The 23,683-nt window shown below is 52.2% G+C and carries 22 protein-coding genes; 17 read left to right on the top strand and 5 right to left on the bottom strand.

Annotated elements, in window-relative coordinates:
• Positions 1-19: 19 nt before the first annotated feature.
• Positions 20-922, bottom strand: a complete 903-nt coding sequence (locus H8L47_RS19160) for a LysR family transcriptional regulator (protein ID WP_186955207.1) — start codon at positions 920-922, stop codon at positions 20-22.
• Between the two features lie 298 nt (positions 923-1,220).
• Here H8L47_RS19160 and H8L47_RS19155 point away from each other — a divergent pair, with 298 nt between their 5' ends.
• Complete coding sequence (locus H8L47_RS19155) at positions 1,221-2,444, top strand: MFS transporter (protein WP_186955206.1); 1,224 nt, start codon at positions 1,221-1,223, stop codon at positions 2,442-2,444.
• Between the two features lie 137 nt (positions 2,445-2,581).
• Here the strand turns inward: H8L47_RS19155 and H8L47_RS19150 are convergent, their stop codons facing one another.
• Positions 2,582-3,271: an L-2-amino-thiazoline-4-carboxylic acid hydrolase gene (locus H8L47_RS19150; protein WP_186955205.1), complete on the bottom strand. Its 690-nt coding sequence runs from the start codon at positions 3,269-3,271 to the stop codon at positions 2,582-2,584.
• Positions 3,272-3,434: 163 nt separating this feature from the next.
• Here H8L47_RS19150 and H8L47_RS19145 point away from each other — a divergent pair, with 163 nt between their 5' ends.
• The 7 genes from H8L47_RS19145 to H8L47_RS19115 all read left to right on the top strand — a co-directional run bounded on the left by H8L47_RS19145 (position 3,435) and on the right by H8L47_RS19115 (position 8,129).
• Positions 3,435-4,076, top strand: a complete 642-nt coding sequence (locus tag H8L47_RS19145; RefSeq protein ID WP_186955204.1) for an NAD(P)H-binding protein — start codon at positions 3,435-3,437, stop codon at positions 4,074-4,076.
• A gap of 54 nt (positions 4,077-4,130) precedes the next feature.
• Positions 4,131-4,973, top strand: coding sequence for a leucine-rich repeat domain-containing protein (locus H8L47_RS19140; protein WP_186955203.1), 843 nt, complete (start codon positions 4,131-4,133; stop codon positions 4,971-4,973).
• Positions 4,974-5,140: 167 nt separating this feature from the next.
• On the top strand, positions 5,141-5,323 hold the full coding sequence (locus H8L47_RS19135) for a hypothetical protein (RefSeq protein ID WP_222616604.1): 183 nt from the start codon (positions 5,141-5,143) through the stop codon (positions 5,321-5,323).
• 272 nt (positions 5,324-5,595) lie between these two features.
• Complete coding sequence (locus H8L47_RS19130; protein WP_186955201.1) at positions 5,596-6,171, top strand: DUF6882 domain-containing protein; 576 nt, start codon at positions 5,596-5,598, stop codon at positions 6,169-6,171.
• Positions 6,172-6,417: 246 nt separating this feature from the next.
• A complete protein-coding gene (locus tag H8L47_RS19125) occupies positions 6,418-6,882 on the top strand; it encodes a VOC family protein (protein ID WP_186955200.1) in 465 nt (154 codons plus the stop codon).
• A gap of 29 nt (positions 6,883-6,911) precedes the next feature.
• Complete coding sequence (locus tag H8L47_RS19120; protein WP_186955199.1) at positions 6,912-7,496, top strand: hypothetical protein; 585 nt, start codon at positions 6,912-6,914, stop codon at positions 7,494-7,496.
• Positions 7,497-7,715: 219 nt separating this feature from the next.
• Positions 7,716-8,129, top strand: coding sequence for an RNA-binding protein (locus tag H8L47_RS19115; RefSeq protein ID WP_186955198.1), 414 nt, complete (start codon positions 7,716-7,718; stop codon positions 8,127-8,129).
• 23 nt (positions 8,130-8,152) lie between these two features.
• Here H8L47_RS19115 and H8L47_RS19110 read toward each other — a convergent pair whose 3' ends face one another.
• A complete protein-coding gene (locus H8L47_RS19110; RefSeq protein WP_186955197.1) occupies positions 8,153-8,590 on the bottom strand; it encodes a DMP19 family protein in 438 nt (145 codons plus the stop codon).
• Positions 8,591-8,793: 203 nt separating this feature from the next.
• Here H8L47_RS19110 and H8L47_RS19105 point away from each other — a divergent pair, with 203 nt between their 5' ends.
• The 6 genes from H8L47_RS19105 (at position 8,794) to H8L47_RS19080 (ending at position 15,656) form a co-directional block, all read left to right on the top strand.
• Positions 8,794-9,690, top strand: coding sequence for an alpha/beta fold hydrolase (locus H8L47_RS19105; protein ID WP_186955196.1), 897 nt, complete (start codon positions 8,794-8,796; stop codon positions 9,688-9,690).
• 253 nt (positions 9,691-9,943) lie between these two features.
• Positions 9,944-11,065 (top strand): DUF4214 domain-containing protein, encoded by a 1,122-nt coding sequence (locus tag H8L47_RS19100; protein ID WP_186955195.1) that lies wholly within the window; start codon positions 9,944-9,946, stop codon positions 11,063-11,065.
• Between the two features lie 235 nt (positions 11,066-11,300).
• Positions 11,301-12,521, top strand: coding sequence for a DUF4214 domain-containing protein (locus tag H8L47_RS30300; RefSeq protein WP_186955194.1), 1,221 nt, complete (start codon positions 11,301-11,303; stop codon positions 12,519-12,521).
• Between the two features lie 173 nt (positions 12,522-12,694).
• Positions 12,695-12,907 carry a helix-turn-helix domain-containing protein gene (locus H8L47_RS19090; RefSeq protein WP_186955193.1) on the top strand — a complete coding sequence of 71 codons (213 nt, stop codon included), beginning with the start codon at positions 12,695-12,697 and terminating at the stop codon, positions 12,905-12,907.
• A gap of 36 nt (positions 12,908-12,943) precedes the next feature.
• Positions 12,944-13,468, top strand: a complete 525-nt coding sequence (locus tag H8L47_RS19085) for a Clp protease N-terminal domain-containing protein (RefSeq protein WP_186955192.1) — start codon at positions 12,944-12,946, stop codon at positions 13,466-13,468.
• A gap of 160 nt (positions 13,469-13,628) precedes the next feature.
• Positions 13,629-15,656, top strand: coding sequence for a DUF4214 domain-containing protein (locus tag H8L47_RS19080; RefSeq protein ID WP_186955191.1), 2,028 nt, complete (start codon positions 13,629-13,631; stop codon positions 15,654-15,656).
• Positions 15,657-15,722: 66 nt separating this feature from the next.
• Here the strand turns inward: H8L47_RS19080 and H8L47_RS19075 are convergent, their stop codons facing one another.
• Positions 15,723-18,383, bottom strand: a complete 2,661-nt coding sequence (locus H8L47_RS19075; protein ID WP_222616603.1) for a P-loop NTPase fold protein — start codon at positions 18,381-18,383, stop codon at positions 15,723-15,725.
• 536 nt (positions 18,384-18,919) lie between these two features.
• Here H8L47_RS19075 and H8L47_RS19070 point away from each other — a divergent pair.
• Together H8L47_RS19070 and H8L47_RS19065 are read left to right on the top strand one after the other, a co-directional pair.
• Positions 18,920-19,696, top strand: a complete 777-nt coding sequence (locus H8L47_RS19070) for a type 2 periplasmic-binding domain-containing protein (RefSeq protein ID WP_186955189.1) — start codon at positions 18,920-18,922, stop codon at positions 19,694-19,696.
• Positions 19,697-20,039: 343 nt separating this feature from the next.
• A complete protein-coding gene (locus tag H8L47_RS19065) occupies positions 20,040-22,031 on the top strand; it encodes an ankyrin repeat domain-containing protein (RefSeq protein ID WP_186955188.1) in 1,992 nt (663 codons plus the stop codon).
• A gap of 6 nt (positions 22,032-22,037) precedes the next feature.
• Here the strand turns inward: H8L47_RS19065 and H8L47_RS30295 are convergent, their stop codons facing one another.
• Complete coding sequence (locus tag H8L47_RS30295; RefSeq protein WP_329605471.1) at positions 22,038-22,517, bottom strand: cyclic-phosphate processing receiver domain-containing protein; 480 nt, start codon at positions 22,515-22,517, stop codon at positions 22,038-22,040.
• 407 nt (positions 22,518-22,924) lie between these two features.
• Between H8L47_RS30295 and H8L47_RS19055 the strand changes: the two genes are divergently transcribed.
• Positions 22,925-23,671: a hypothetical protein gene (locus tag H8L47_RS19055; protein WP_222616602.1), complete on the top strand. Its 747-nt coding sequence runs from the start codon at positions 22,925-22,927 to the stop codon at positions 23,669-23,671.
• Positions 23,672-23,683: the final 12 nt, after the last annotated feature.

Genomic DNA, 23,683 nt, shown 5'->3' with positions numbered 1-23,683 from the left:
ATCTGAATTGCCATCCGTCCTAGACCAACCCTCCCGCTAACTTCACAAACGCATCCACCAGCGGCGACACCTCACCTTTGCGCCTTGCCAGCAGCAGTGAGGTGGTCGCGCCCGCATCGGCGATGGGGCGGTAGCAGATGCCATCAAAATGGATAGTGTAAAACGAACCCGGCAGGATGGAGATGCCGCAGCCTGCTGCTACCAGGCCGATGATGGTGGAGGCGTCATTGGCTTCCTGTGTCACTTTTGGGACAAAACCTGCAGCGCGGCAGAGCCGCTGGATGTTCGGGTAAATGCCGGTGCCTGCGCTGGGCGGGTACATGATGAAGGGTTCTTGCGCCAGGTCTTTCATCGGCACTTTTTTCTTTTTCGCCAGGGCATGGGTGCTTGGCAGCACAGCCACCAGTTGGTCTTCACGCAGCTTGAGAAAGCGCAGCGGTGAGGATACCCCGCGTGCCAGCTCGCCCCCTTCGGGCGGGCGCATGAAACCGACATCGAGATTGTGCTGGCTTAATGCTTCAAGCTGCTTGTTGGTCGCCATTTCGCGCAAGGTCAGCGTCACGTCGGGATATCGCTGACGGTAGCTGTTGATAACGGCGGCAAACTGCGGGGTGAATGGGGTGGAGAAAGTAAAGCCTATGCGCAATTCTCCCATCTCGCCACGCTGGGCGCGACGGGCTTTTTCGCTGGCTTGCTCTGACAGCGCGAGGATATGCCTAGCATCCTGCAAAAACAGTTTGCCAGCTTCCGTCAGGCGTACCCAGCGTTTGCTGCGCTCAAACAATTGTGCACCGATATCGGCTTCCAGCATTTGGATGGCGTGACTCAAAGGCGGTTGGCCTATGTGCAGGCGCTCTGCGGCACGGGTGAAGTGGAGTTCTTCGGCGACGGATATGAAGTATTTGAGGTGGCGGAGTTCCATGGTTTTGTGGGGAAAGAAATTTCTTGTAGTGAGGGAGGTAGGGTTTGCAAAACCGTATACGTTTCAGCTGCGTAGGTTGGGCTACGGGTTATCAGCCCAACACTCGGCTTTTCTATAACGTATCCGATTGTTAAGGCCCAGCGTTGGGCAGGTAAAACGTTGCCCAACCTACGAAATCACAACCACACTCACCAATTAATCATCTAAAAAATGTATTACTAACGACTTAAATATATATTGGACGCTATAAAAGCGCAAATATAAGATGAACGCTCCTTGATCGTCCAGTGTCGCCATCATGACCGTCGTCAGCACTACCCCGCAACAGCCCGTCCGCATCGCCGCAGGCACGCCAGAGTTCAGGCACATCACCCGCGCCATGATCTTTGGCGGCTTCTCTACCTTTTCGCTGTTGTACAGCATGCAACCGCTGATGCCATCGCTGGCTTTGCAGTTTAGCCTGACACCGGCGCAAAGCAGCTGGGTCTTGTCGATTTCAACCTTGTCGCTGGCCCTGTCTTTGCTGATCAGCAGCGCCATCAGCGAACGCATAGGCCGCAAGCCCATGATGGTGGCAGCGCTGGCACTGGCGGCGATTGCCACGGTGCTGTGCGCGCTGACGCAAGACTTTAGCCAGTTGCTGCTCTTGCGTGGCCTATTGGGTTTTGCGCTGGGCGGCATGCCTGCTGTGGCGGTGGCTTATATGGGCGAAGAGATAGAGGCCGCTGCCATGGGCACGGCGGTGGGCCTGTATATCGCAGGCAGCGCCATGGGCGGGATGCTAGGGCGCTTGCTGTCGGCCCTGTTGAGCGATCATTTTGGCTGGCGCACTGCCATGGCTGTGATTGGTGTTGCCGGCATCTATGCGGCATGGGAGTTCTGGCGCAGCTTGCCGCTGGCGCGCAACTTCAAACCTGCGGCACGGGTGTGGGGCAGCCTGCACCAGGGCTTGCGCCTGCACCTGGCAGATGGCGGCCTGTGCATGTTGTTTTGCCTGGCCTTCATGCTGACGGGCTGCTTTGTCAGTGTGTACAACTACATAGGCTATCGCTTGCAGGGCACGCCGTTTGGCTTTAGCCAGAGTACGGCGGGCGCGATTGCCCTGCTGTATGTGCTGGGAATGGGCAGCTCGGTCTGGGTAGGGCGTCTGGTAGACCGCATAGGCCGTCGCGGTGTGCTGTGGGTCGTCTTGCTGGTGATGATGGCGGGCTTGTTGCTGAGTTTGTCTAATTCGCTGTTCATCATGATCCCTGGCGTGGCCTTGTTCACCTTTGGTTTCTTTGCTTCGCATTCAGTCGCCAGCAGTTGGGTAGCCCGCCGGGCGCAGGGATACAAGGCAGTCGCTTCAGCGATCTACCTGTGTTTTTACTATCTGGGCTCCAGCCTGATCGGTTCTTTCACTGGCGTGGTCTGGGCCAGCCACGGCTGGGCTGGCGTAGTCATCCTGCTAGGTGGCATACTCAGTGTGGGCTTGCTGATTACCCTGCGCTTGCGGACTTTGCTGCCTGTGGTGGTAGCATGATTTCAGCGAGGTATGCCGTGCGCACTCTGCTAAATTGCCAAAATCAAGACCAAAACTCTCACCACAGAGACACAGAGGCACAGAGTCGACACAGAGAGGTTTCTCTGTTACTTAGTCAATAATGAGTAGAGATCGGCTCAGTTAGCTGGTAGCTTTGAAAACCGGAAGTCACAGTGGCTCGCGCCGCCTGCCAGGGTTTGCGTTCTTTCCAGGTGTATGCCTCGCGCTGCATAGGCGACAAAATCCAGCCCGCAAATATTGGGCAGGATTTCTTTGTCACCATGGCAGGCTGCAAATTTGCAAAAGCCGCAAGCCTTGTAGTTGATGCCAAATTCAAAATTGTCACCCGGGCCTGGTGCGACGAAATCGTAGACAAAATCTTCAGGAAACGCTTGTTGATGGCTTATGGTCGCGCTTTGTGCCGCCTGTTCGCGCAGCAAAGCCTGATTTTCCGGGGACATGAATTGCTGTCCCGCGGCGAGACGTTCTCCTTCTGGCATGCAGAGCAATTGCGCCTGGTAGCTTTCCCGCTCGATGTCGCCTATCACGGATAGCGATACACCGTGTCGCCTGAGAACCCGGCTGATCGCCATGAAGCCTAGCAGGCGCATGAAGAAATCGCTCATGCGATTTGTCGTGCCGCCGACATAAGGCATTTGGGTCAGCACGATGTCGAACTCGTCCATCACCTCTTGTTTGATTCTATTAATGTCTGAAAGATGTGCGCGCTTACGCAACATCGTTTCGGCAAGCTCGAGGCGATGGCGCATGGCTTCCTGCATTGCGTCGCGATGCGATTCGTAGAATTGGTGAATGATCTCAGCCATGGGGCAGCTTTCTAAAGTAAAGGCTTGTGACAAAAATACGCGATAATCATCAGCGTTCATTTGCAATGCGCAAGCGTAGCTTAGAATAGCAGCATTCACGAAGCGTTGATAAAAGCTGGACATGAATTTAATTCACTGAGCATTTCACCAAGGAGTATCTGGCATGGCAAAGCGAACGGTCATCATTGCCGGGGCCACCGGTATGGTAGGGAGAGCAATTCTTGACGGCCTGCTGGCCGACGATGCCGTAACCGAAGTGCATTGCCTGGGCCGCAGACCGCCCCCGACGACGCATCCCAAACTGAGGATGCATGTCGTCAACTTTGCCAGTATTCCAGTTTTGCCACAGGCAGACGAAGTGTATCTGGCGCTGGGGACCACCATCAAGGTCGCCGGAAGCCAGCAGGCTTTTCGTGCCATAGATTACGATGCCAACCTGGCTGTTGCCAGGGCGGCGCAGGCTGCGGGCGTGACGAAGCTGGGGCTGGTCAGCGCCATGGGGGCAGATGCCAGCGCCAGCGTCTTTTATAACCGCGTCAAAGGTGAACTGGAAGAGGCGCTCGAAAAGATGTCCTTTGCCGGGTTGGTCATCGCCCGCCCGTCCTTACTGGTCGGCGACCGCGAGGCATTGGGCCAGCCAGCGCGACGTGGCGAGAAACTGGGGCTTGCGTTGAGCAAGGTACTCAGCTTCCTCATCCCTGCAAACTACCAGCCTATCGCGGCGGCTGCCGTTGCCAAGGCCTTGCTGACGGCTGTCCCACAGGCGCAAGGGAAAAACATTTTGCTTTCCGGTGCCATGCATTGAGGTCGTCGTGTTGCCTTTTCATAGCGATATACATAGAGGGAATGAAATACACTGATGATAAAAAAGATTGAACAAGAAAATGATGTCGTTTTGAGTGGCAATATCAAGCCCGCCGATATGAGAGACTTGCGTGCCAGAGGAGCGATACATCAGCTAAAAATGTCAGGATCACCCACGCTGACAGTCAAGCTGGCACAGGCTTTGCCCACGTTGCAATCGGTAGAACAGCTATGGCTGTGGTGTGATGTGACGCGCAAGGCCTTGCACCATGTCATCAAGACGCCGGGTTTGCGTGTGCTGGACATATTGTCCATCAAGGGGCCAGGCAGGCTGGAAGCCTTTGCTGATGCAAAGAGACTGGAGATTTTTCGGGCCAATTTATACTTGACTGAAGAGGATGTTGCTGAAGCATTGCAAGCACCTTCTCTGCTTGAGTTGGGCATACAAAATGCGAGCCTGTCACCACGTATTATCGCCATGATGCTGGCGCATCCACGTCTGGAAGTGTTGGATCTGGAAGCCACGGAATTCGACGACACCATGGCAGCAACCCTGAGCGCCAGCCAGAAAATCCATGCGCTGGATTTGGGCGCGACCAAAATCACCGGTCCCGGCCTGGCGCATTTGTGCCGCATGACGCAACTCAAATCGCTGGACTTATGGGCAACGCAAGTCACAATCGCTGATCTTGATTTGCTGACCGGCTTGCCGCATCTGGAGTATCTGTTCTTGGGTAATTTTGAAGACATGCCCAGCTTTGATGCGGCAGAACTCATCCCTAAACTGGAAGCGCTGGCTTCACTGAAAAACATCTGGCTCGACGGGATCAGGCTTGATGAAGAACAGGCGGCACGCCTTCGTGCGAGGATAGCGCGTGTGAATATTACTTGTGCTTAGGCAGGGTGCGGCAGCCTCAATGCGCCACTCACCTGTTGACGCACTCATTTCCCAGACAATATGCTACATTGCCATATTCATCTACTATCAATGTAGATCCTATGCATATCTTTGGTGTCACTACATGATTATCTGGTATAGCAATCCTGGTGCTATCGCAGCTATACTTGGCGATCATGATTTTTGCTACTGATCCAGTGAAGGGACTGTTCTGCTTGCTGGTACCCGGCTATCCGCTGCTGTGGGCGAAGCGCCAACATTATTATGGGAGATTCTTGCTGGTTTATTTTTCTGGTGCCGCATTGATGGTGCTGGGTGAGGTGATACTGAGTTGGAACTCATTTCATTAATAGGGGTGAGATGCGTTTGTCTTATAACGTGTGCTGGCAAGGCGGATGAGGCAGTCAATCGCGGGTCTATTGACAACGAGTTCAACGCAGTCCAGCACACGTTATAAGACAAACCCTTCGGGAACTGGCGATTCGGGCGCATTGCTGCGTTGCGCCGCTTGCTAAGGCACCAGCCTTAGCTGCGCGTCACGCCTTGCACTGCATCCCGAATCACCTAGCTCGCACTCATCCCTATTGATGAAATGAGTTCTATTTTTTTTGCAGGAGATGGTATGCAAGATAGAAAACCAGGCCAGGCATGGTTGATGCCTGTAAGCGTGCTAAAGACTTTAATGACAATGTTGCTGGCCCTGCTGGCCATACAGGCAACAGCGGCTCAGGCGCGTCAGTCTGACTGGGAAAAAATCGTCATCGCCAGCGCTGACTATGCGCAAACCACACAGCAATCGCTGGAAGACAATTATAAGATTCTGAGTTATGAGCGTTGGGACGTGGATCAAAAAACCGGCGAGCTGATATTCTCTGACAAAGGCCAGCCCAAGCTGCTGGCCAGGTTTCAATTCGTGGGTTCTTATTCCGAGCGTGACAAGAGCTGGCTCTGGAGCTGGGGTAATGCCAGTATCAACCCTGCCCTGTACAAGCGCATGGAAATGATGAAAAGCCTGGGCGAAAAACACCAATTCAAAAAACTGACAGATCGCAACTGGACTGGCGAGTTGAGCGACGGTTGGGAAATGGCGGCAGTCGCCAATTACCTCCTGAAAGCCAAGGGCATCTACCGCGCACCGTTTGATGGCGGCTATGTGTTCATGGTGATTACGGATGTGAAGAATGCGGCGGGACAGTGAGTGGTAGCGCGCTGCGCAATCTAATCCGCGTGTGGCAGAACGGAAGCACCCTATGTACATAATCGCATTTCACAATGCGTTTACCTGCATCTCCAATTCGTTGATAAAATACAAATACCCAAGGTGCTGCTGATGTGGCGTCTGAGGCTTTTTATTGACGCACTGCTTGCATGGATCATGGCGCTCAGGTGCTGATGAATGCACGCTTTTTTTGTCTATCCGCCCCCTTCACTCTGAAAGCCACCCATGAGCAATTTACCCTCAACTGCTGCAAATCGTCGCGTGACACCTTATCTTATCGTCCAGGGAGCCATTGCGGCGCTGGAGTTTTATGCATCGGCATTTGGTGCGCGTGAACTGGTGCGCCTGGATGACGGCAATGGCAAGATCATGCATGCCGAACTGGACATAGCTGATGCGCGCATCATGCTGGCGGATGAATTCCCGGACATGGGTTATCGTGGCCCCCAGAGTATGGGTGGCTCTTCGGTCTCTCTGCATTTGTATGTGGACGATGTGGACAGCGTGTTTGCCCGCGCAGTTGCGCTGGGCGCGACAGCCACCATGGCCGTGGCGGATCAGTTTGATGGTGACCGGCGCGGCACACTGACCGATCCATTTGGTCATGTCTGGCTGCTGGCAAGTCGCAAGGAAGATGTGTCTTATGAAGAGATGCGTGCCAGGTTTGCCAAAATGATGGGGCAGGCTTGAATGCGGGGCATGGATTTGATCGGCTGCCTGTGAAGACCGCAGCCTCTCCCACTTCATGGTCGTTGTCTGCCTGCATTTTTGCCGCGCTGGTGCTGGTTTTTTCTGCATTTTATATACAACTCTCCTTGCTAGGTTCTATTCTGGCGTTGCTACTGCTATTCGCTCTTGGCGCGCGTGCCAGTTTCAAGACATTGATGCTGTTGCCGAGGTTTTTTAGTCAGCAGCGGCTTGCCTGTAGCGGGCGGCTGGCGCTGCTGTTGGCGTCCTGGCTGGCGCTCTGGTATTTGCCATCGTCTGATTTTGCAGCGCATGTGGATGCCGGCTTGTTCCACAATCATTATAAAAACGAGGTCATGCAAGTCCAGAATCAATCCCCGGATAACTGCGGACAAACGCTGGCCTGTTATGCTGATGGCGGCCAGCCGCCCTATGTGTTTTTTCCTTATCCCCTGCACTTTTCGTTTTCAGGCCAGCGAGGTGTGTTATATGTGCCTGAATCTGCCCAAGTGCCACAACAGGAACGTCTGAATAAAATTTCTGGTGCGATGACTTGCCAGCCGCTGCCTTTGCGTGAGCACTTTTTTTCTTGTGCGATGACTGCCTATGGTGGTTAATTTTGTTGATGTACTGGCGATGAGCTGCATGGGCTGGCAGCAGGATCATAGCGTGAGGCAGCAGGAAACAAGATGAAACTGGTGTGGATGAATTTCTTGAACATTGTACTGACCGGGCTTTTTGTCGTGTTCGGCCTGCCTGCTTTGGCACTTTCAATTTACGTCGCAGTAATGCCGATTAATCTCTACGTGAAGATGCATGCTGACCGGTATATCCAAATGCAGACGAGCCGAGACTATGTACGTGCCTATCAAGAAATGCATGGCCGTATGCCGTCGGATGCAGATTTCGTTTATTGGTCGCATGCCGATTACCGTGTCAAAGGGTCTAACATAGAATATCAGGCCAAAGATTTTTCTGATGAATTGATCCATGAATTTGGCCCGGCTCCTGAGGGTGCGTATGTATTGAGTTTTTGGACAGGCAATAACCGTGCGGCCAGCCCTTCCTGGGCAAAAAGTGACAGCGTGGGCTATGTCTCTGAGGAAGATTTTTGGACTTATGGCAGCCGCTGGGCTTCTTTTGCAATGCACACGGTCTGGTGGCTGGTGCTATTGATGCTGGCGACGATCAGCAACATAAAACTGAGGCGACTAAGCGAAGAGAAAAAGCTGGGCCTGTTGAGGGTGTGAACGGGTTCACAACCGACTTGCCATCAGGCTGGCAAGCCACTCACCAGAAAAGCATGGGCCTCGGTGCTGAAATCGATGCGTTTGCCGAGATAGGCTACGCTGAGTAATTGTAGCTGGTCTTTCAATGGGTTTGCTTCAATGTAGTTGCTGGCCAAAAAACGCTGGTAGTCGGCTTTGTTTTTCAGGCACAGGCTGATCGCCTGCACATAATAATCATGCGCGATATCGGCCTGGGCAGTGATCAACATGTCTTCTATCTGCGCCAGCATATGTCCCCGCATATTGTAGAGGAACTGGGCAAAACCGCCCTGGCTTACATCGTAAGAAAAACGTGCTGCCAGCAGATAGGGGAGCTGTTGTGCCTGGGTGCTGGCAATCTGTTGCCAGTCGCCAGAGTCAGTGGCGGTTAGCCACGACTGGAGCTGGGTATCGAGGGCGGCTTGTAATGTGTCTGATGGCATGGTGCAAATGTCCTGACGTGGATGTGACGATAGTATGCCACTCTACCTCATGCTTTGCAGCCCTGTCTCACTATCTGTGTTGCGAGTGATGCGACTCTATCCTCAATCCAGGCCGCACAAGACTTGGCAGAATGCGTGCACCGCTTTGCCGCCTGTTTCTGTGATTTAATGCAGTTCGATCTTCAATAACGAAAAGGATACACATGCCACTCCGCCGTCATTTGCTCAAAACGATACTGGCGCTTGCTTGCGCCGCACTCAGTCCGGTAGCTGCCTGGGCTGCTGCTTTCAGTTCTGACCGTATCAGTATCAAGACCGAAGGGGAGGGCAGGGATGTCATCCTGGTGCCTGGCCTGAGTTCTTCGCCACGGGTCTGGGCAGAGGTGGTCAAGGCGGTGCCAGGTTATCGATATCACCTGGTGCAAGTGTCCGGCTTTGCCGGCCAGGCAGTGGGTGGCAATACTGAGGGCGCAGTGGCGGCACCCGTGGCGGAAGAAATCGCCCGCTATATCGCCAGTATTGTGCAGCCAGGTGTGCAAAAACCTTTGCTGATCGGCCATTCCATGGGTGGCAGCATAGGCATGATGCTGGCGGCACGCCATCCACAAGCAGTCAGCAAGCTGATGGTGGTGGATATGCTGCCATTCTTGGGTGCAATGTTTGGCCCGCCGGGGACGACGGCACAAAGCATCAAACCCGTGGCTGACGACATGCTGGCCAAGATGCGCGCCGCCACGCCAGAAGCGCGTGCACAAAGGACAGAGGCTGCGATCAAGAGCATGATCAACACCGCCGCCATGCGAGCGCCTGCGGTGGAAGACGGGCTCAGGAGTGACCCGGATGTATCTGCCCGCGCTTATCATGAGCTGGTTACGACAGACCTGACAGCCGAGCTGAAAAACATCGTCGTGCCCACCTCAGTCGTGTACGTGGTGCCAAACGGTGTGCCACTCAGCTCGGAGCAGATGGATGGTTTTTACAAAATGGCTTACGCCAACGTGAAAGAGATCCGCCTGAAACACATCCCCGCCAGCGCCCACTTCATCATGTGGGACCAGCCTGATCAATTTCAGGCTGAGGTCAGGAGCTTTTTGAAATAGGTAGTTTGCAAGGTGATGGCAGTACCATTGGTACTGCCACACTATACTTTGTCAAATAGCGCCGGTTTCTTTAACGCTTTTTGACAATGCTGTCATCCATTGATGCTCTGTTTGCGTTAATGCAGCAAGAGGTAACCGCGGATTGTCTCTCAGAAAAGGGATGGATGAGCAGTAGTTTGTATTGCACTGCTCTCCAATTTCTACCAGGTTTTGATTATTTGTGCTCACCTGATGTGAGTAGAGAGAGTGATTTATGGCATACGTATATGGCGACGCGACGGTCTTCGATGAAAGAACCAAGGGTTACGATTCGGCTTCCCGCAGCAGCAATTTCCAGGTCAGCCAGGGCATGGTGTCGTTTGGCAAGATGTCTTCATCTGATCTGACAGACTGGTATCAGCTCAATCTGGATGGCCCCGGCAACTATACGCTGGTGGTATCGACCGACCCGCTGAATAACTACAGCCCCACCAATGAATGGCGCGAAACCTTTAGCGGCATCAAGGTTGAGATCACCGATATCAATGGCAATCCACTGTCAGGCGTTGACATCAGTTATGCCAATACCAGCACCGACGGCAGCATCAGCTTTGCCTATGCTGGCGGCTATACCCATGGTGATTTCTTTGTAAAAGTCAGTAATCTGGCGTATGCCAATACTGACTATATTCTCGGCCTTAACATCAATTCTGTGGCGGGCAAGAATATCTATGGCACCAGTGGCAATGATCACCTCGTTGGGACAACTGGCGACGACAATATTGTCGCCGGGGCGGGCCATGATCTGATTGATAATGGCAAGGGCAATGACATCATCAATGGTGGCAGCGGCACCGACTTTCTGGTCATGTCGGGCAGGTTGGGCGAATATTCAATTACTGGCAGCACAGGCAATTTTGTCGTCAAGGATGTGGTTGGCACAGATGGCACTGACACCGTGTCACAGGTAGAGCGCCTGCTGTTCACCGACGCTGCGCTGGCCTTTGATCTGGATGGCGCTGCTGGCCAGGCTTATCGACTGTATCAGGCTGCATTTGGCCGTAAGCCCGATCTGGCGGGCCTGGGATACTGGATAGACAGAATGGACCACGGCGTCAGCCTGACCCAGGTGGCAGCAGGGTTTTTCCAGTCGGCAGAATTCCAGAAGCTGTATGGTTCTTTCCCCAGCACAACCACGCTGATCACGAATTTCTACCAGAATGTCTTGCACCGCGCACCAGACCAGGCGGGTTTTGATTACTGGTCCAACCAGCTCAACCGCGGCCAGATCACTCCCGCAGGCGCACTCGCCAGTTTTTGCGAAAGCGCAGAAAACCAGGCGCAAGTCTTAGGGCAGATACAAAACGGGATTGTCTATACTGAGTGGCTGGGCTAGTGATTCTTAATGGTGGCCAGGATTGGTGTTGTAAGCAATGAGCAATGAATTGGGCGGCGCTAGTGCCGCCCTTTTTTATGGCCGCTCTAACGGTAAATGATTGCCAGATATAAAATGTTTCAGTATTGCAAATTAAGGCTTGTCATATTTGTAAATATTGACTATCCTGCAATAATATGATGGCAAGGTCCTGCGCTTGCCATGTATTTCTGAATCTTTACTAAGGTGGCCCAAGGTGCATACTGCAATCCCTGAGGTAGTTAGTCCAACTGAATATCCGGCAGAGGTGTCGCTCTTTGCCAGCCTTCATTCTCTGCAGCCGCAGCCCCTGCCTGCGCTGACCATCAAGGCGGCAGTTGATACCACGCCACCGATCTTGAAATCGCTGAGTATACCTGCCAGCGTGAATTTATCGAAAGGCGATACACCTCTGGTCATCACTGCCGTGGCGAGCGACGAGGGTTCTGGCGTCAGCAGCGTGGTGATAGAGCTGGATTCATTTTTGGGTCACAACGTCAAACGACATGGTGGCACACTCAGCACCTTTGAAATGGATGGCGAAGACGATACCTGGGTCGACGGCCAGTCCAGCCAGACCTATACCATCACCATGGTTAACCAGGACCGTGTGTATCAGGTCGTGGATGTGCAAGTCTTTGATAAGGCAGGCAATGTCAGCAGCTATAACGCAAGCCAGTTGAAAGCCATGGGGGTAAACACGTTCATCAACGTCACAGGCTCGATTGGTGTTATCGCGATAGACCCTAATGTACTGACTTTGCAAATCAATGGCACTGAAACGAATGACTATCTCATTGGTACGGAGAGGAATGAGAGTTTTTCTACCGGTGGCGGCAATGACATTGTGGTCGCCAGCGGTGGTAATGACTATTTCAATGGTGGTGCCGGGCTGGATACGCTGATGGTGTCGGGCAAGATGGCAAACTATGCGGTTTCGGCGGACGCAGCAGCCAATGTCAGCATCAGGGATACGAGCAGCCTGGGCGGCAGAAATACTTTACACATGGTCGAGAGGGTGCAGTTTTCAGATGCGGCCATAGCCTTTGATGTGAATGGCGCGGCAGGCCAGGCATACCGCCTCTATCAGGCGGCATTTGCCCATCAGCCTGACAAGGCGGGGCTGGGGTACTGGATCAAATCCATGGACTATGGTGTCAGCCTGAACTCGGTGGCTGGCAGTTTTATCCAGTCGGCAGAATTCCAGAAACTGTATGGCAGCAATCTTGATACCGCCAGTTTCGTCAACCAGCTGTACCAGAATGTCTTGCACCGCGCAGCTGACCAGGCAGGCATGGATTACTGGTCCAACCAGCTCAATAAAGGCGTGGTGACACAGGCAGTTGCACTCGCCAGTTTTTGTGAAAGCGTAGAAAACCAGGCGCAGCTGATAGGGCAAATACAAAACGGCATCGTCTATACGGTGTGGCAAGGCTAGGCCTTTGACCGGCTACCTGTAAGACAAAAGAGACCGGGCTAGCATGCCTGGTTTTTTTTCGTCCTTCGCATTTAACAGGACGGCGGGTGCGAGAGGAAATGCAGGAATACACAACTAAAAAATAGTCGTCAACAAAGGTTGACATTCTTTTTATCGTCAACTAAGATTGACGAATGAAAAATACCAAATCACTCCCATCACCCGATGACCCTGAGGCGGCGCTGGCTGCCGTGCTGGCCTTGCGCCAGATGGCAGATCAACTGGAGCTCAACGCTGTCAACCATGCCCTGGCGCAGGGCTGGTCATGGTCGCAAATTGCCGAGGCGCTGGGGGTTTCCAAGCAGGCGGCGCACAAGCGTCTGGCCGGTCTCGTCAGGCAAACTTAATCCCATTACTACAACATCATTTTTACAGGAGTAAGCATGTTTCGCAAATTACAGCAGCGTTTCCGTGATATGAAAACCATCAAACAATTGTGTGAGCAGGCCGAGCAACATGCCCGCGACAGTGGTCAGAAAGAAGCCGGTGCCGAGCATCTTGTCCTGGCTGCATTGGATTTGCCAGATGGTACTGCAAGTGCCGCATTTGCCCGCCTGGGTGTCAATGGCAGGCAGTACAAGGAGGCAATAGTGCAGCAGGCGGCAGATGCCCTGCAGGGTATCGGTGTGCAGGTCGATAGTAGTGCCTTGCCTGGCACGCAGCCACTGGCAGCGACCGCAACTGGCATGCTGTACCAGGCCCAGGCATCTGCTCAAAGCCTGATGCGGGCCCTGGCCGCTCAAAACAAACCGGCAGATGTCGCCTTGCTGGGTGCGCATATCCTGCTGGCCGCCTGCTCCGCACAATATGGCGTGGCAATACGCGCCATGCGTGCCATGGGCGTAGAACCAACCAGGTTAGCAACAGCAGCCCAGGCAGAAATCCAGGCGGCGAGCATGGTGGCATGAGTCAGCCCTGATGGCAGAATGAGGAGGCAGTCAGCGAGAATGGCCACTAAAAGCCGATGACTGAAAACAGGGGGATCGCGTACAATATTGCGTTTGTGGCTGTCTTCATTCAGCCTGATTCATTCTGCCTCCTTCAGTTCACCAGCAAAACGACTTTTTCATGGCCACCTATATACCCTATTATCCTTCTAATCCCATCACCAGGGCGATGTTCAATTTTGATGGCATCGTGCCTGGATTCGTCAATTACATTTTGTCAGGGTATATCCGGGTATCCGTGTCGGATAGTTTTACCAATGATGTCAGTTCGGGTCCCAGCGACTGGAATTGGTCGAAAACGCAATTGGATAATATCAATGCCATACTGGATATGTATTCCCAGTTTGCCAACCTGTCGTTTTCCAGCGTGGTGGATTATGACGTGTACGAGGGTAATGCACTGGTGACACCAGCGGTGGTAGGCAAGGCAAATTTGTCTGACATCAATATCAACTGGCTCAATCGCAAAGACCTGACCTATAGTGGCGCGTCAAGCGGAAATACCGATAAAGCGTTTGGTTATGTTGGCGGGGCAGGTGACATTGCCCTGAATCAGGCGACGACTAAATTCCAGGGCGACTATTCCCTGGGCTCTTATAGTCATGCGACCCAAACCCTGATCCATGAACTGGGTCATTCTCTTGGCTTGTCACATCCACATAGTAGTTTCAAGAATGGTGTGCCCGTCATTACTGCCGACTATGCCGCAACCCAATTCCTGGGTTTTGATACGCTGGGTTTTAAAATCAGTAGCGCCATGGACATGTACAAGGAATATTTTTCTGTCATGTCTTATGACGACCAGAATTATTCTGCTTACTTGCACGCCTATACGCCCATGATACTGGATGTGATAGCGTTGCAGCAGGCCTATGGTGAAGGCAAGGGTACCAGTGGCAGCGGCAACGATACCATCGTCGCCGGTACTGACGGTTATCGCACGTATTTCGATAAAGGTGGTATTGACACTATCGATTTATCGCAATACACCCAAGGAGCATATTTGAATATGGGCACCAGCATCACTGGCGCTGGCCATATGGTTGGTGTGGCTATGAGCTATTATGACGGGGTGAATACTATTGTCAAAGATGGCGACCCGGTCAGCCTGCGCTGGTTGTATGGTGAATATGAAAATGCCACAGGGTCGGCAAATGATGATCTCATTGCTGGAAATTCACTGGCCAATAATATCAAAGGTGGCAATGGCAACGATTTTATAGGCGGTCAGGGTGGCGATGATGTTATGGCAGGTGACACTGGCAACGACAGCCTGGAAGGTGGTGCCGGGAACGACACTTTGCTCGGTGGTGATGGCGATGACCGCTTTGACTGGTTAGCGTATAGCCGTGATGGCAACGACCTCATGATGGGTGGTAAAGGTAATGATAGCTATGTCCTTGATACTAGCCTCGACAAAGTCATTGAAAATGTCAACGAGGGTGTAGATACTGTATGGGTGAACTTCAATAGTTCATTGAGCAGTTTTGCCAACGTTGAAAACCTGCGCGCTTATGATAGCGCCAGCGTTCGCCTGACGGGCAATGCTGGCAATAATCTCATGTCTGGCTCTACCGGCAATGACAGCATCGATGGTGCTGCAGGCAAGGATGTTGTTTACTATGCGGGCAACGCATCCCGCTATCAGGTCAGCAAATCAGGTAATTCTTTCATCGTCAAGGACAGCACAGGACAGGCAGGCACGGATATCCTGAGCAATGTAGAGTTGCTTGAGTTTGAAGATCACTATATGTCATTTGATGTCAACGGCATTGCTGGTCAGGCTTATCGTTTGTACCAGGCTGCCTTTGACCGCAAGCCTGATTTTGCTGGCCTGGGTTACTGGATCAAAGACATGGAACTAGGTTCCAGCCTGACGACGGTCGCGGCTGGCTTTTTCTCTTCTGCCGAGTTTCAAAAGCTGTATGGCAAAGCCCCAAGCAACACTACACTGATCACCAATTTCTACAGCAATGTCTTGCACCGCTCTCCGGACAAGGCAGGCTTTGACTATTGGCTGACTGCCATGGACAGCGGCAAGATCAGCGCCGCTGGCGCACTCGCCAGTTTTTGCGAAAGCACGGAAAACCAGGCGCTGGTGATCGGCGTGATACAAAATGGTATTGAGTTTCAGGAATGGCTGGGGTAAGAGAGCATATGTAAGTGATAGTGCGCTGCTAATGCGGGCACTATCATGCGTTATTCAAGCTGCTATTCACGAGGACGATGATGATCGCGGTGAGCTGCCTTCCATTTTCTCTTCGTATCTTTGTGGAAGTATGATTTGCGGGTCGCCTGCCAGACGTACTCCAGAAATCAGTCGTTCAAAGACCTCAAGCTCTGCGTCGTTGGGAGGCCATGCATCGTCAAACGAATTCCTGTGTTCCCAGATAGCTGTTTCTATAATTGTATCCCTGGCGCGGGCTGCATCGGATTGGACATCATTGAACCCATCCACAAAGGCATTTTCGCCGTTGAGTTGATTTTTCCAATTTTCACCAAAGACTTCATGCATCGCGCCAATGGCGATTAACTGATGCTCCGCCAGCGCATCCTTCAAAAGTAGTTGTTCATCGTCATCTGATTTATCTCTGTTCAAAAGCTTGCTAAGTACCAGTTTCGCCTGGTCAAGGATAGTCTCGTCTTTTGCTTCACCTTGCTGCAACATGGCCAGATAGCGCAGGCGGTTGCCAAAGCGTTTGATTGAACGCGGCGTATGGCGCGATGTGGCAACGACGCTTGTCCAGATTTCCAGCGCCTGACGGAATTGCTGTGAGTCTCTGGTTTCCAGAATGTTTTTTCTTAGCAGCAGCCTAAGCAGAATTGCGGCAAGGACTAGCAGCGGTAGCAAGGCCAAACCTGACCAGAAATAGATCGCACTCCACGAGGTGGATTCTGTTTCGGCAGATGCTGCTTGATTACTTGTACCAGAAACTGACGCTGGTACAGGCAAAGTTGCAGCGGCGGGTGCAGAAGCAGGTGCTGGTGCAATTGCAGCGGCACTTGCTGGGGCAGGCATGGTTTCGCTCGCCTTTTGAACTGCAGGTGCAGCCCTGGTTTCAACTCTTTTATTCTTGAAATACTGCTCATCATTCATGATGAATTTGGCAAAGTACAAACCTATGCATGCAGCAATAATTGCCGCAGCAATTGGCCACATGAAAGTCGCCAATCTAAAAAATTCCTTGATGCGCCTTCTGTTCGGAATGTCTTTGGTAAACAGTAACTGATGCACAGGCTTGTCTTTTGTTGCAGGCACCTTGATTTCTATGTTGACCAGCTTTTGCAGATAATCCATGGCGTAGGCGCGGCGTTTGATCAGAACGGGATCTTGCAGAGGGTCTTGATGATCATCCTGGCTCACATGCTTGTCCATTGCCACCATTTCAGCCGCAATATCCTTGAATGCCAGCCCCAGGGCCGCAAGCACACGCTCCTTGGCCATGCCGAATATGACAAAGCAGTCACCCGAAGATGTCAGGTAATTGACCGTTTCCATTACCTCGAGTATGGCAGATGGCTGGCAACGATCCAGATCATCAATAACGATGACGAGACGATAGGGAAGTGCTTTGGTGAGATCCCCGAACTGGTTTGCAAAGTCGTCGCGAAAGTCATTCTTTTCTTTCGCCGTTTTCAAACTCATGCTGCCGCGAATATCGGTCATGAGTGTCGCTGGGTTAGCAGCAAAGATTTTAGAACCTTTTGTAAGACCGTACAAAGCGGTGAACGCCGCACCAAAAGTGGCGATGACACCACCTATTGAATCAAGCAGGATGGCGATATTATGCTTTGCCAGTACATTTTGAACATCAGGCAAAATGATGAGCAAGTGCTGTATTCCACCTCGCTGAAAACTATCATAGCTGATCGAGCAAAGACAACTGGCGATAATAATTGCCAGCATCATCGCTCCAAAGTGACGTCTTGAACGTATCCACAGTAGATGCAGCCTGAATTGCAGGCCATTCAGGGTCAACAGTGATGGTGCCGCCTGGGAGTGAATGGCACCAAGCAAACCGGCAAACAGGTTCTCTTGTTTTTGATGATGCCAAGCATTGAACCAGATGGGACTATGCGAATATTTTTTTAGGTCCGCACAGACAAGTTGCATGAGAGAGCTTTTGCCGCTGCCCCATTCGCCAGTAATGGCCAGCGTCAGTGGTGGTTGTGTTTCTGTGTTGCGCAGGAAGCGGGAAATGCCACGCGCCAATCCAGAAAAGTCGAGCTTGTCGTCATCTGGAAATCGTATTTCTGCATCGGATGCCGCAACATCAGCAACTGAATCACTGCTTTGAGCCTTCGGGCGGAAATGCCAGGACAGCCAAACGCAATAAGCCGAAACAGCAACCAGTAGCCAATACCACAGTGCAGGCGAACGGCTATAGTGCTCCGCTTGCACCCATTTTTTTCCTCCATCCGTGGTGGCGTAAATCAAACTACCATCGACAACGGCCCATCCCCGAAGTTTGTCCATGTTCATGTTGATGGCGAAGCCAAATTCCTTGGAGTTGGCCACTTGTTCTGCCAAGGTCTGATTGACATCTTCACTAAAGGCTGGCGGGATAGACCATTTTCCCGGCGTGTTTGCACCGCTCTTGTCAGATGTCGAGCCAGTGTCAGGTTTGAGTTTACTCTCTACCCAAGTTCGCCCATTGTCCTCGCTCATGACGGACATACCATTTGTGGCAATGGCCATGACACTGCGACTATCATTAGAAATTGCTATTGCATCCAGATCGTATGGCCGTCCTATTTGCCGTTGCAGCCAGTTCTTGCCGCCGTCGGCCGTTGAGAGTATGAGACCCTGATCGCCAACTGCCCAGCCATGCAAGCCATCAGCCTGAAAACGGATGGCGTTGAGATGGCTTTGCACACTTCCAGCAGCGTGCTGCCGAAACTTCTTGTCATTTGAAATTTGTAACTTCACTTCCTCGTCAGTGAGCGTCTTGTTAGTTGCAGGCGGACGCCGGTGAGGATTGGTCTCGTTTGGCCAAAAAAATGATAGATCCGAAGCTGCTCTATTGGCGGGTACGGGGCGGAGTGCTTGTGTCCAGGTAGCGATGGTGCCGAGCAAGAATAGCGCCAGAGCTACCCACAACCAATGCCATGCAAGCAATGGGGGAGCTGCCTCATGTGATCGGGGTGCTTCCTGTGCAATGCTCGTCATATGAAAGCTCCTGTCTGGATTTTGTTAAATGAACAAGTTCCATGTTTATAACATATGTCGGTGTTCATAAGTTAATCAGGATTGTTATTTGCTTCGTCTATTCTTGACATCCACCAGTTCAGGGTCTTAAATGAAATGCGCTGCATAAAGTATCAGCCAGGAGTAAAGCTTGTGTTGCGATGTCGAGTTTTGATGCTGTTCAAATTCATCTTCAGATTGCTTAACCCCAAAGGAAAATACACATGTCCACCCGACTCGGCTTTGCGCCATTGCTTGCCTTTGCAACGCTGCTGTGTTCAGGCACTTGCCTGGCCGCTGAACCCATTACGATTTGCATAGGCAATACTGCTTCGCCGCCATTTTTGTTCCCAAGCAAGGATGGCACGGTACAGGTGTTGATACGCATGGCAGCAGAGCAGCAGGGCTTGCAGGTCAAGTTCCAGCCCATGTTGCCAGCCAAGTGCGCTGAAGAGATACGGGCTGGCACGATTAACTCAGGCGCTGCCATGGGTTTTACCGCAGTCAACCAGGAGTTTGCTGCCTATCCCATGAAAAAACCTGGCGAGGCAGATACCAGCAAGGCGGTCGGGGCGGCGCGTTCTGTGGTGTACCGCATGAAAGGCAGCAAGGCAGACTGGAACGGCAGCAGCTTTTCTGACGTCAAGCTGGGGGTGTTGTTCGCCAAGGGTAATTCCGTGTTCACTGAAAAACTCAAGGCATTGAAAGTTCCGTTTAATGATGAGACGGCGACCTTTCAAAAGAATCTCTTGAAGATGGTGGCAGGCCAGGGGGAGCTGGTCATCGGTTTTGAACACGAGGGTAAAATTCGCATGGAAGAGCCAGAGTTTGCAGGCAAGATCGAAGCACTGCCTGTACCATTTACCGAGGCGCATTATTTCATGGCCTTCTCCAAAAAATACTACGAAGCACATGCGGCACAAGTAGATGCGCTGTGGGCAGCCATCGCCAAGACGCGTAGCAATCCTGCGTATTTATCGGCCATCAAGGGCATACAATAAATCTGCTTTGCACAGCCAGAAACCACAAGACCAGGTGCTACAGGCGGATAGAGACACAGAGACACAGAGACACAGAGCTTACGCTGAGAAAAAACAGGGGCGGTGAGAATAATTACACCCTCTCAAAAATTATCTCTGTGCCACCTCTGTGTCTCAGTGTCTCTGTGGTGAGTTTTTTGTTTCTTATGCACTTTTCGGTTTGATGTCGCCTGTGTCGTAAAAAATAAACACACTTTCGTGACAAAGCGATGATGCGCATGCGGGTACATCTGCCTGTTGCCAACTGCACGCACTCAGGCAGCTTGATATTGCGTTGCGCAATGCCATTTGCTACATTGCAGCCATGACGACAATAAAAACAATAAGTTCCAAATTGGGAGCCAGTCTGTTTGCACTGGTGTTTGTGATCGGCTTTGGTGCAGGTGGCTTGTTTGGTGGTGTGTTGCCCATGTCCCGGCAAGTGCAGGGCTGGTGGCGGGCGGATGAGCTGGTGGCGGTGCTGGCCAGGGTTGATCAGCTAAGAATGGATGAACACCGTGGCAAGTCCAAAACCCTGCGTGTCGTGGCTGAATTTGTCTATCAGTATAATGGACGTACCTATCGCAGCAACCGCATCAATATCGCAGGTGACGGTAGTGACAATATAGGTAGTTACCATCAGGACACCTATGCCCGCCTGCAGCAAGCGCGAGACAGCCAGCAAAAGGTGACGCTGTGGCTGGACCCGCAAGAGCCAGAATTTGCCGTCTATGACAAAACCCTGCGCCTGAGTCTGTTCTTGTTTCTGATCCCGTTTGCCACTCTCTTCCCGGCAGTCAGCCTTGGCGCCTTGTGGGCCTTGTGGGCGATCTGGTGTAAAGCTGACAAGGAGGAAACACAATCAGCCGTGGCTGTGACACCTGGCCAGCAATTGGCAGGGGCACAAAGTTATGCAGCAGGCAGGCTGGAACTCCAGGCAGATAATAGTGGTGCGCTTGGTCTCGGTCTGTTTGCCCTGTTCTGGAACTTGTTGTCTTTTCCGATTGCTGGCGTGGTCTTGCTGCAAGATCAGCAAGGTTCTCAATGGGGATGGCTGGTCCTAGTTTTCCCGTTGGCAGGTATTTTCCTCATGTGGGCCGCCGGCAAAATCGCTCTTGCGCGCTGGCGTTTGGGCAAGGTCAGCCTTAGCCTGACGCAACAGCCCTATACTGGCATCGACAATCTGGCTGTGCGCCTGCACATTGAACCGGGCTTGGGCCTGCGTCTGCAAACGGCGTCCACTCATTATCCTGTGCAGATACAAGTGCAGTGCGTGCATGAAGACCGGCGTGGTGAAGATACCACCACCAAGACCTTGTGGGCGCAGGAACTAGGAGAGAGGCATGTTGTGCATGGTGCGCAAAGTCTGGATTTCAGTATCAGCCTGCCTGCAGACATGCCCATCAGCGGCATTCTTGAGCACAAAGAAGTAGAAGTGATCTGGAAATTACAGATCAAGGTACTGGATGCCGAACTGAGCTTCAAGCTGCCAGTGCGGCAGGGCATGGGCGGGCAAGTCAATGCCCGCGATGTACTTGAGCAGCAGTACCCGCGTGAACCTATCAATCTCTTTGGTTTTCCCAGAACACCAGAAGGCACCAAACAGCAAACCCGTAACTGGTTCTGGGCCTATGGCATCTTCTTTGTCCTTATTGCGATTACCGCCTTTGCCATTTTTAATAGTGCGAGTGAGGATAGTACGCAACAACGCAGTACGCAACAACGCAGCACAGATCAAGCCCAAACGCTTGCGCAAACCGAAACATTCGCCCAGCTAAAAGCCAGGCTGGCTACCGGTGCAGATGTCAATGCCGGCGATGCAGAGGGGCGCAGTCTGTTGATGCAGGCTGTGGATGAAGTCAGCCTGGAAAAAGTGCGCTATTTGCTGGAGCAGGGCGCCAAAGTCGATCTGGCAACTCCAGTCGATGCCGATGGCCATGGCGGGCGCACCGCCGTGTTTGCTGCCATCGATCATGATGCCGTCGAGATCGTGCAGGCACTGGCTGACGCTGATGCTGATCTGCGCAGACCCAGCAACAAGGTATGGACACCAGTCCATTATGCTGCTTACAAAGGCGCGCTCAAGAGCCTGCGCTACCTGCATCAACGGGGCCTGGCGATTGATGAAGTCTTTAATGGCGGCCGTGGTTCTACACCGCTGATGGTCGCTGCCCAATACAATCAACTGCCTGCCATCGCCTTCTTGTTGCAGGCCGGGGCTGATCGTAGCAAAAAGGATTTGTACGGTGAAGACGCCTGTGGCTATGCGCGTTTCTTCAAGCAGGAGGCAGCAGCAAAGGCGCTGGATTGCCAGTGAACACCATCATGGCACTTGCTGATCCAGATAACGCAAGATGCTCTGTATGCCTTGCTCCATTTTTTGTCTCGCTGAAGAATTGGCCGAATGTACGCTCATCTGCGGTGGCGCAAAACCCCTGGTCATGACAGCTTCTTCTATCCATAGGACGACATCATAGCCAGTACCATGATCATCGTCGCCAAGGTCGTGATCGAGACTGATGTGGCTTACGTTTCCAGTTTCCAGCAGGGCAATGGCTTCCTCTGGCCAGTAAACTCTTGACCAGCCTACGGGCGTCGGCCTTTCATCGTCGAGGTAGACTTTCATCGAATTCACTTTATTGATTAAGGTTGCAGGGTGGCCTTCAGGCTTGCTATTTCCTGTGCGCTTCTGTTTAACGGGCGTTGCTGTAGTCCTGCTTGTCGCTGGCCTGTCTTTTAGCAACTGGGCGAGCCAGAGCAGATGACCAGGTCGCGCAAGACTGAGGTGAGATACTTCGCTCATGGATAGCTTGCAATCTAGGTTGGTCGTGAGAGAGCAGACAGGCAAGTTGAGTAAATGTTAATTTTATAGCAAATTCTCCGCGTGGGATGTACTGCGTGCTGGCACCAGGGGAAGATTGTAAAAGGGCGCAATTGCTGATTGCTTAAGTGTGGCATCAGCCCGATAGCATAGATTATTGCCAGCCCCGATGTCACAATGGGTAGACTTATAGTGTAAAAAAGCTTATCACGCCTTGATCCCCTCCCTAAAGCTCATTAAAATACGCAGGATTTTATTGGATTTTGACCGCAAACCTGGTCAGTCGTGTTGGGTCTATGGAATCGCTATGGCATATTGGGCCAACAGCTCCTGATATGACTGAACCAGAACTGGTCGTTCGGTTTCTTTCTTTCGATAATTACAAAGCTATGAAAACAACTATGACCCGTTATCGTGCCAGTGGCACGCATTTTTTCCTGAGCTGCTTGATAGGCCTGGGCCTGCTGTTACTATGCTGGTTCATGTGGTACCCCACGCCGATGCTGAGTGCCATTGGCGGTTATGAAATATTTTTCCTCATCGTTGGTATTGACGTAGTGTTGGGGCCGGCCCTGACATTGGTGGTGTTCAATCCCAAAAAGAAGTGGCTGGTCGCGGATCTGGCAGTGATCGCCATTTTGCAAATGTCGGCCCTAGTCTATGGTGTTGGCACCTTGCTGGAAGCACGTCCAGCTTATATCGCTGCCCTTGGCAAAAGCTTTGTGCTGGTGCAGGCTTCTGAAATTACCGACAGCAACCTGGCAAAAGGCAAGGCGACCTTGCCACTATGGGGACCAAAACTGATCGGTACCAAAGAACCAACCGAAAAGGAAGATATCAGCTTGATCAACATCATGGCCGATGTAGGCGGCAAAGGCCATTTGCCGCAATTGCATATCCCGTATGAAGACATGCGCGAAGAAATACTCAAGAATGCGCTGGAGTTTGAAGCACTGGCAAAGGATAATGAAGGCAAAAGGGCAGAGATACAATCCTGGCTGAAGTCGCATGATTGCGATAACAATCAATGCAAATTTCAACCGATCAAGATCAACGTCAGCATTTTCCCTGCGGTGATTGATGCAAAGACTGCGGCTTATCGGGGCATCATGCCCATCAATGGCCTGCAAATGTAATTTTCACCAGGC

It is taken from the genome of Undibacterium umbellatum (assembly GCF_014284125.1).
In the GTDB taxonomy this organism is placed as follows: domain Bacteria; phylum Pseudomonadota; class Gammaproteobacteria; order Burkholderiales; family Burkholderiaceae_D; genus Undibacterium; species Undibacterium umbellatum.
Note: the sequence above shows the minus strand (reverse complement) of the source record. Positions and strands in the feature narration are given on the sequence as shown.

Coding starts and splice junctions, on each gene's coding strand:
- H8L47_RS19080 (WP_186955191.1), top strand. CDS start 13,629: ATGGCCACCTATATACCCTATTATCCTTCTAATCCCATCACCAGGGCG.
- H8L47_RS19105 (WP_186955196.1), top strand. CDS start 8,794: ATGCCACTCCGCCGTCATTTGCTCAAAACGATACTGGCGCTTGCTTGC.
- H8L47_RS19110 (WP_186955197.1), bottom strand. CDS start 8,590: ATGCCATCAGACACATTACAAGCCGCCCTCGATACCCAGCTCCAGTCG.
- H8L47_RS19090 (WP_186955193.1), top strand. CDS start 12,695: ATGAAAAATACCAAATCACTCCCATCACCCGATGACCCTGAGGCGGCG.
- H8L47_RS19130 (WP_186955201.1), top strand. CDS start 5,596: ATGCAAGATAGAAAACCAGGCCAGGCATGGTTGATGCCTGTAAGCGTG.
- H8L47_RS19070 (WP_186955189.1), top strand. CDS start 18,920: ATGTCCACCCGACTCGGCTTTGCGCCATTGCTTGCCTTTGCAACGCTG.
- H8L47_RS19140 (WP_186955203.1), top strand. CDS start 4,131: ATGATAAAAAAGATTGAACAAGAAAATGATGTCGTTTTGAGTGGCAAT.
- H8L47_RS30295 (WP_329605471.1), bottom strand. CDS start 22,517: ATGAGCGAAGTATCTCACCTCAGTCTTGCGCGACCTGGTCATCTGCTC.
- H8L47_RS19115 (WP_186955198.1), top strand. CDS start 7,716: ATGCAGACGAGCCGAGACTATGTACGTGCCTATCAAGAAATGCATGGC.
- H8L47_RS19100 (WP_186955195.1), top strand. CDS start 9,944: ATGGCATACGTATATGGCGACGCGACGGTCTTCGATGAAAGAACCAAG.
- H8L47_RS19150 (WP_186955205.1), bottom strand. CDS start 3,271: ATGGCTGAGATCATTCACCAATTCTACGAATCGCATCGCGACGCAATG.
- H8L47_RS19160 (WP_186955207.1), bottom strand. CDS start 922: ATGGAACTCCGCCACCTCAAATACTTCATATCCGTCGCCGAAGAACTC.
- H8L47_RS19065 (WP_186955188.1), top strand. CDS start 20,040: ATGACGACAATAAAAACAATAAGTTCCAAATTGGGAGCCAGTCTGTTT.
- H8L47_RS19125 (WP_186955200.1), top strand. CDS start 6,418: ATGAGCAATTTACCCTCAACTGCTGCAAATCGTCGCGTGACACCTTAT.
- H8L47_RS19145 (WP_186955204.1), top strand. CDS start 3,435: ATGGCAAAGCGAACGGTCATCATTGCCGGGGCCACCGGTATGGTAGGG.
- H8L47_RS19055 (WP_222616602.1), top strand. CDS start 22,925: ATGAAAACAACTATGACCCGTTATCGTGCCAGTGGCACGCATTTTTTC.
- H8L47_RS19155 (WP_186955206.1), top strand. CDS start 1,221: ATGACCGTCGTCAGCACTACCCCGCAACAGCCCGTCCGCATCGCCGCA.
- H8L47_RS19085 (WP_186955192.1), top strand. CDS start 12,944: ATGTTTCGCAAATTACAGCAGCGTTTCCGTGATATGAAAACCATCAAA.